Annotated in this window: 1 tRNA gene and 2 rRNA genes; all 3 read right to left on the minus strand. The window is 52.7% G+C overall.

The annotated features are described in order from the left end of the window. Positions 1 to 117 (minus strand): 23S ribosomal RNA (locus tag FW767_RS12980); the annotation flags it as partial. Between the two features lie 182 nt (positions 118 to 299). Further along, positions 300 to 373, minus strand: a tRNA-Ala gene (locus FW767_RS12985). Between the two features lie 134 nt (positions 374 to 507). Beyond that, positions 508 to 622 (minus strand): 16S ribosomal RNA (locus FW767_RS12990); the annotation flags it as partial.

Below are 622 nucleotides of genomic sequence, written 5' to 3' on the forward strand. Positions count from 1 at the left end.
TCGGAAATCCGCGGGTCAATGGGTATTTGCCCCTTACCGCGGCTTTTCGCAGCTTATCACGTCCTTCGTCGCCTCCGAGAGCCAAGGCATCCTTCATGTGCCCTTGTCTCCTTTCCTTTGTTTCTTTTGTAACGATGCCGTCACACCTTGCGATATGACTGCTATACTTCGTTCGCTTCGATTTTACTCGTATCTTTTTTCTTTCGTCAACCATGCGTTTGCGGTCGCATGGTCGCGGCTTCCAGTATGTCAATGTACTCTTTCCTGTGATGAATCGTCATAGACGCTTCATCCTGTCGTGGAGAATAACGGATTCGAACCGTTGACCCCCTGCTTGCAAAGCAGGTGCTCTAGCCAGCTGAGCTAATCCCCCTCGTGTTGCGGATGGACCGCAGCAGGATTATGAGGTTAAACAGACTCCGTAGTACAAGACACCTGCCTCAGAAAAGGCAGATACTCGCGTCGCTTCATACTCCTCGATCGGGACTTTAATAAGGTCCGCTCCAGAAAGGAGGTGTTCCAGCCGCACCTTCCGGTACGGCTACCTTGTTACGACTTAGCCCCAGTCACCGGTTTTACCTTAGGGCGCTCCTTGCGGTCACGCACTTCAGGCACCCCCGGC

This window comes from Heminiphilus faecis (genome assembly GCF_008728965.1).
GTDB lineage: Bacteria > Bacteroidota > Bacteroidia > Bacteroidales > Muribaculaceae > Muribaculum > Muribaculum faecis.